At 44.6% G+C, this 6,451-nt stretch carries 5 protein-coding genes and 1 other annotated feature (1 of these 6 only partly in view); of the genes, 3 read left to right on the plus strand and 2 right to left on the minus strand.

Going from position 1 to position 6,451, the window contains the following annotated elements; all coding sequences use genetic code 11:
- Window positions 1-82, minus strand: a sequence feature (Phe leader region) (it extends 38 nt beyond the left edge of the window).
- 92 nt (window positions 83-174) lie between these two features.
- Window positions 175-504, minus strand: coding sequence for a ribosome-associated translation inhibitor RaiA (gene raiA / locus HGT73_RS13690; RefSeq protein WP_214215828.1), 330 nt, complete (start codon window positions 502-504; stop codon window positions 175-177).
- A 498-nt stretch (window positions 505-1,002) separates the two neighbouring features.
- Window positions 1,003-1,737: an outer membrane protein assembly factor BamD gene (gene bamD, locus HGT73_RS13695; RefSeq protein WP_214215821.1), complete on the minus strand. Its 735-nt coding sequence runs from the start codon at window positions 1,735-1,737 to the stop codon at window positions 1,003-1,005.
- Between the two features lie 128 nt (window positions 1,738-1,865).
- On the opposite strand from bamD, the gene rluD reads away from it, so the two are divergent.
- The 3 genes from rluD to clpB all read left to right on the plus strand — a co-directional run bounded on the left by rluD (window position 1,866) and on the right by clpB (window position 6,273).
- A complete protein-coding gene (rluD, locus tag HGT73_RS13700; protein ID WP_214215822.1) occupies window positions 1,866-2,846 on the plus strand; it encodes a 23S rRNA pseudouridine(1911/1915/1917) synthase RluD in 981 nt (326 codons plus the stop codon).
- Complete coding sequence (gene yfiH / locus HGT73_RS13705; protein WP_214215823.1) at window positions 2,843-3,580, plus strand: purine nucleoside phosphorylase YfiH; 738 nt, start codon at window positions 2,843-2,845, stop codon at window positions 3,578-3,580. The genes rluD and yfiH overlap by 4 nt, the downstream gene beginning before the upstream one ends.
- A gap of 119 nt (window positions 3,581-3,699) precedes the next feature.
- A complete protein-coding gene (gene clpB, locus HGT73_RS13710; RefSeq protein WP_214215824.1) occupies window positions 3,700-6,273 on the plus strand; it encodes an ATP-dependent chaperone ClpB in 2,574 nt (857 codons plus the stop codon).
- Window positions 6,274-6,451 lie beyond the last annotated feature (178 nt).

A 6,451-nucleotide genomic window follows, 5' to 3' on the forward strand; every position in this document is an offset into this window, starting at 1 on the left:
TTTGCATTCATTCTAGTCGAAACGGCTTCCCGGTGTGGGGGAGCTAAAAAAAAATGAAAAGAAGAACAGATTGAGTAACATAAGTAAATTTCTCGATGAAGTTAACCTAGAGAGTATCGTTTGCAGCGCATATCGTCAACCTAAAAACAGCGCACCCTAAGGTGCGCCTTGAAATTAGGATTCTGCAGGAATGATATCTTTAACACTCCCCATTGCTCGTCGAGCTTCAGCTTTATGTTGAACCTTATTTAGTTGGCGTTCTAATTTTGAAATAAGCTCGTTAACGGCAACATACATATCATCATGCTTAGCACTAGCAACCAGTGTACCGTTGGGGGTGTTGAGCGTTGCATCGGCAACAAATTCTTTTGGCTCTTTCGAGAGTACCACGTGGGGATTAATTAGCTGAGCTTGCCATTTTTCTAACTTGGCAAAGCGCTCTTCAATATGACTACGGATTGCTGGGGTAATATCCATTTGCTTGCTGGTGATGTTGATCATCATTTTACCTCTCTTCGTCATTGCCATGGTACCTGCCTTCAGAATACCGACTACACCGCACAATAATGTGATCTTCATCACATTATTGTCATATGATTTTCATTTTAGAATCGCTCTTAAAAGGAAAAGGCACAGTGTTTTTCACCTTTCTTTGTTGAAACAATTATGTAGGAACTAGAGCTACCGTGTCATCTGGGAAAAATCGTTCACGCTGCTATGACGTTATTCATTCTTTGTGTGAAGCCCGATAAGTGAATATTTGAAAAGGGCATATTGCTCCTCCAATCACTGGATTTGCGATAAGTTAGCTTCAACACTTCGATAAAGTGACTGATGATGATATTTCGTGGGGGATATAATGAAGCGATGTGGGCTGAATTTGGCACATAGTTGTGCAGGGCTCATAGATAACATCGAGCGAATCTCGAAAATGTATCCCTTTTCTCTATTTATAAAAAAACCAGTCAGGATGAGTGACTGGCTTTTTCGCATGATTGTGGCTTATCGAGTCTTATTAGCCGCAATTAGCTTGGCCACTTTATCCGCTTCTGTATTCAGTTGGAGTTGGCGATAAGCATTTTTCATATAAGGAAGTGCTTGGCGGGTCGCATCTGTATCTGGATAATCGCTCAACATCTCTTTTGCACGATTAACAACCGCGACATAAGCCCCACGTTTAGTGTAGAATTTAACGACAGATAATTGATACGTTGATAAACGATCCTTTAGCGCCACTAAACGTTTTTGTGCATCTGGCGTATATTGGCTGTTCGGATAGCTTTGTACCAATTGTGAAAAATCTTTAAAGGCTTGGCGCGCGTTTGATGGATCGCGATCCGAACGATCAATTCCGAAGAAGTGCTGTAGCGCAGATTGGTCAAGTGCCATATCCGTTAACCCTTGCATATACATTACGTAATCGATGTTAGGGTGGGTAGGATTTAAACGCATAAAGCGTGAAATGGTTGCTTGTGCCATTGGCATATCGTCATTCTTGTAATAGGCATAGATCAGATCAAGCTGTACCTGTTGCGAATACGGACCAAAAGGATAACGGTTGTCCAGTGCTTCTAACTGGCTGATGGCGCCTCTAAAGTTCCCATCTTGCAGTTTTTGCTGAGCTGTAGCATAAATCTGCGAAGGAGGATTATCGGGAACGACATCTTTAGATCCAGAACATCCAACCAGAGCTAAGCTAAGCGTGGCGAGAGCCACAAGATATTTCATACGCATCATGACGAATTGATTATCCTCAAAAGTTTATTGGAAGCATTTTTATGTGGCTTCCATTGTTTATCAGCTAAGATAGCACATTATCTTAAACGGCTTTGCCGGAAAAACCCAACGTTAACGAAGAACCTTATATGGCACAACAAGTAGAACTCGCTGCAACCATCTCCCTAGAACAATTGGGACAACGCTTAGATCAGTCTTTGGCTGAATTGTTCCCTGATTATTCACGTTCTCGTATAAAAGAATGGATTTTACAGGGCAGAGTGACCATTAATGGGTCAGTTGCCGATAAACCCAAAGAAAAAGTCTTGGGTGGCGAGAAAATAGTTATCAGCGCCGAAATCGAAGAAGAAGCGCGCTGGGAGCCGCAAAATATTCCTCTTGATATCGTTTACGAAGACGATGATATTTTGGTGATCAATAAGCCGCGCGATTTTGTCGTGCATCCTGGTGCGGGAAATCCTGATCAAACCATCCTCAACGCACTACTTTACCATTATCCGGCTATTGCTGATGTTCCGCGTGCCGGTATTGTACACCGCCTCGATAAAGATACCACAGGATTAATGGTGGTTGCTAAGAGCGTTCCTGCGCAAACGCATTTAGTTGACTGCCTGCAACGTAGAGAAGTGACGCGGGAATATGAAGCAGTAGCGATTGGTACTATGACTGCTGGGGGAACCGTTGATGAGGCGATATCCCGACATTCCACTAAGCGTACGCATATGGCTGTTCATCCAATGGGTAAACCGGCAGTGACGCACTATCGTATCATGGAACATTTCCGAGCCCATACACGCCTTAGGTTGAGATTGGAGACAGGAAGAACGCACCAAATTCGTGTTCATATGGCACATATTGGCCACTCGTTAGTGGGTGATCCTCTTTACGGTGGTCGTCCTCGTCCACCTAAGGGATCAAGTGACGAATTTATTCAAGCGCTGCGTGGCTTCGATCGCCAAGCGCTGCATGCCACAATGCTCAGACTTTATCACCCGATTACGGGAATTCAAATGGAATGGCATGCCCCATTGCCGAACGATATGGTTGAGTTAATCGATGCATTGAAAGCGGATACCGCTTTGCACCGTGATCAAATGGACTGGCTATGAGTTCATCATTAATTATCCCTAATTGGAGTGTGCCTCAATCTGTACGAGCTGTCTCTACAACGCGTATTGGCGGTGTCAGTGACGCACCTTGGCACAGTTTTAATTTAGGTACCCATGTCGGGGATGATAGTGATGCTGTGAATAGTAATCGTAACAGACTGATCACTATTGCAGATCTGCCTCATCCTCCCTATTGGCTCAACCAAGTACATAGTAACCGGGTCGTTGAGGTTAATGGTGCCAATGGTGAAATTGTTGATGCTGACGCAAGCTATACTCGTGCTGTTGGCAAAGTCTGTGTCGTGATGACCGCCGATTGTTTACCGGTTTTATTTTGTAACCGTCAAGGCACTCAGGTTGCTGCGGCGCATGCTGGATGGCGAGGCCTTTGTGATGGAGTCCTCGAAAATACGCTTGCTACCTTTGATGATCACTCAAAAGAGATTATTGCATGGATAGGTCCTGCGATTGGTCCTAATGCTTTTGAAGTCGGCCCTGAGGTGAGAGAGGCATTTATTCAGTCTGATGCTCAGGCGGCACAATGTTTCATTCCGCAAGGGAACAAATTTTTGGCCGATTTAGCCCAACTAGCTGAGTTACGCTTACAGCGTGCAGGGGTGACTGCTATCAGTCAATCCCGGCGTTGTACGTTTTCAGAAGACGCGCATTTCTTTTCATATCGTCGAGATGGTAAGACAGGTCGTATGGCAACGCTTATCTGGCTAGAAGACTAACGATGTACGCTGAATTTGCTGAGATTAAAAAATCAGCAATTTTAGTTTCCCTTCTCTTGAAAAATTCATAATTACCTCCATCTTATAGTCATTAGCATGTTGACCTTTGTGGAGGAATTATGCGTCTAGATCGTCTTACTAATAAATTTCAACAAGCCCTTGCTGATGCGCAATCGTTAGCATTGGGTAACGATAATCAATTCATTGAACCCACTCACCTCTTTTCTGCATTACTGGCGCAAGAAGGGGGGGCGATTCGTCCTTTACTCGTGAGTTGTGGCGTAGAGATAAACCAACTTCAAGCACAGTTATCGCAGTCTTTATCTCGGCTCGCAAAAGTTGAAGGTAATGAAGGTGACGTTCAACCTTCAGCGGAATTAATCCGAGTATTAAACCTGTGTGACAAGTTGGCACAAAAGCGTAACGATACTTATATTTCGTCAGAATTATTTCTCTTAGCGGCGTTTGAGTCACGCGGCGTGGTGAGTGAGTTATTAAAGTCTGCCGGTATAACGAGTGAGAAATTAACAAAAGCGATTGAACAACTTCGTGGAGGAGAGGGTGTGAACGACCAAGGGGCAGAAGACCAACGCCAAGCACTTAAAAAATATACCATTGATCTGACCGAACGTGCTGAGTCAGGTAAACTCGACCCCGTTATTGGTCGTGATGAAGAAATTAGACGTACTATCCAAGTGCTTCAACGTCGTACCAAAAATAACCCGGTGTTAATCGGTGAACCGGGGGTAGGTAAAACTGCGATCGTTGAAGGCTTAGCGCAACGTATTATTAATGGCGAAGTCCCAGAAGGCCTTAAAGGTCGCCGTGTCTTAGCCTTAGATATGGGAGCGCTGGTGGCCGGTGCCAAGTTTCGGGGTGAATTTGAAGAGCGTCTTAAAGCGGTTCTCAATGATTTATCGAAACAGGATGGTAATGTCATTCTCTTTATCGACGAAATCCATACCATGGTTGGAGCAGGTAAAGCCGATGGTGCAATGGATGCCGGGAATATGCTTAAGCCTGCCTTAGCCCGCGGTGAGTTACATTGTGTCGGTGCGACGACATTGGACGAATACCGTCAATATATAGAAAAAGATGCGGCACTTGAGCGTCGATTCCAAAAAGTGCTGGTGGCAGAACCTAGTGTTGAAGACACTATTGCTATCTTACGTGGACTGAAAGAACGTTACGAATTGCATCACCATGTGCAAATCACTGATCCAGCTATTGTAGCGGCCGCACAACTTTCACATCGTTATATTGCTGATCGTCAGCTACCGGATAAAGCCATTGATTTAATCGATGAGGCTGCCTCTAGCATCCGCATGCAGATCGATTCTAAACCTGAACCTCTAGATCGGTTGGAACGTAGGATTATTCAATTGAAGTTAGAGCAGCAGGCATTAAAAAAGGAAACTGATGAAGCGAGCGTTAAGCGCTTAGCGATGCTTGAAGCAGAGCTAACACAAAAAGAGCAAAGTTATGCAGAGTTGGAAGAAGAGTGGAAGGCAGAAAAAGCCTCACTTACCGGTACCCAACATATCAAAGCAGAAATTGAACAGGCGCGAATCAGTTTAGAACAAGCGCGACGTAATGGTGATCTCGGTCAGATGTCTGAATTACAGTATGGCCGAATTCCTGAGCTAGAAAAACAACTGGCGCAGGCCACGCAGTCTGAAAACCAAGAAATGAAGATGTTGCGTAACCGTGTCACTGATGTGGAAATCGCCGATGTGCTGGCCCGTTGGACCGGTATCCCGGTCGCTCGCATGATGGAAGGCGAAAGAGAAAAACTTCTACGGATGGAAGAGACATTACATCAACGCGTAATAGGCCAAGATGAGGCAGTCGATGCAGTCGCTAACGCGATACGTCGTAGCCGAGCAGGATTAGCCGACCCTAATCGTCCTGTTGGGTCATTCTTATTTTTAGGACCTACTGGAGTCGGTAAAACAGAACTTTGTAAATCCCTTGCCGATTTCCTTTTTGACAGTGATGAGGCAATGGTCCGCATCGATATGTCTGAATTTATGGAAAAACATTCTGTATCAAGATTGGTGGGTGCACCTCCGGGATATGTTGGTTATGAAGAAGGTGGGTACTTAACAGAAGCTGTGCGCAGACGGCCTTACTCTGTCATCTTACTCGATGAGGTCGAGAAAGCTCACCCTGATGTCTTTAATATACTGCTACAGGTTCTTGATGATGGTCGACTCACCGACGGGCAAGGTCGTACCGTAGATTTTCGTAATACGGTGATCATTATGACGTCAAACTTAGGTTCAGATTTAATTCAAGACAAGTTTGGGGATCTGAACTATGGGGAAATGAAGGATGTGGTAATGGAAGTGGTGAGTCATCATTTCCGTCCTGAGTTTATTAACCGTATCGATGAAGTCGTCGTGTTCCATCCACTGAGTCATGAGCACATTACACAAATTGCTGATATTCAGTTACAACGTCTTTATAAACGGTTAGAGGAACGCGGTTACTCGGTTGAAATCTCTGACGAGGCGTTAAAACTGTTAGGTGAAGTTGGTTTCGATCCTATCTATGGTGCGCGTCCATTGAAGCGTGCTATACAGCAAGAGATTGAAAACCCACTAGCTCAACAGATTCTTTCAGGGAAACTTTTACCGGGTGCGACTATTAAATTAGGTGTGGTAGACGGCGTAATTACTGCCCAGCAATAGTTATTTGATACTTATTAACCCCTAGGAAAGCCAATTCCTAGGGGTTTTTGCATTATTTTTGAACGTATAGTTTGAATTATCACCACTTGGTAAAAAAGTTCAAATAATCCCTTGCGCTCTCGGCGGAACTCCCTATAATGCGCATCCACTGACACGGCAAAGCACGATACGCAGCGCG

This window comes from Rosenbergiella australiborealis (assembly GCF_018494035.1).
Taxonomy (GTDB): Bacteria; Pseudomonadota; Gammaproteobacteria; order Enterobacterales; family Enterobacteriaceae; genus Rosenbergiella; species Rosenbergiella australiborealis.

Excerpts from the sequence above, each read along its gene's own strand:
- raiA (WP_214215828.1), bottom strand. The coding sequence starts at position 504 with ATGATGATCAACATCACCAGCAAGCAAATGGATATTACCCCAGCAATC.
- bamD (WP_214215821.1), bottom strand. The coding sequence starts at position 1,737 with ATGATGCGTATGAAATATCTTGTGGCTCTCGCCACGCTTAGCTTAGCT.
- rluD (WP_214215822.1), top strand. The coding sequence starts at position 1,866 with ATGGCACAACAAGTAGAACTCGCTGCAACCATCTCCCTAGAACAATTG.
- yfiH (WP_214215823.1), top strand. The coding sequence starts at position 2,843 with ATGAGTTCATCATTAATTATCCCTAATTGGAGTGTGCCTCAATCTGTA.
- clpB (WP_214215824.1), top strand. The coding sequence starts at position 3,700 with ATGCGTCTAGATCGTCTTACTAATAAATTTCAACAAGCCCTTGCTGAT.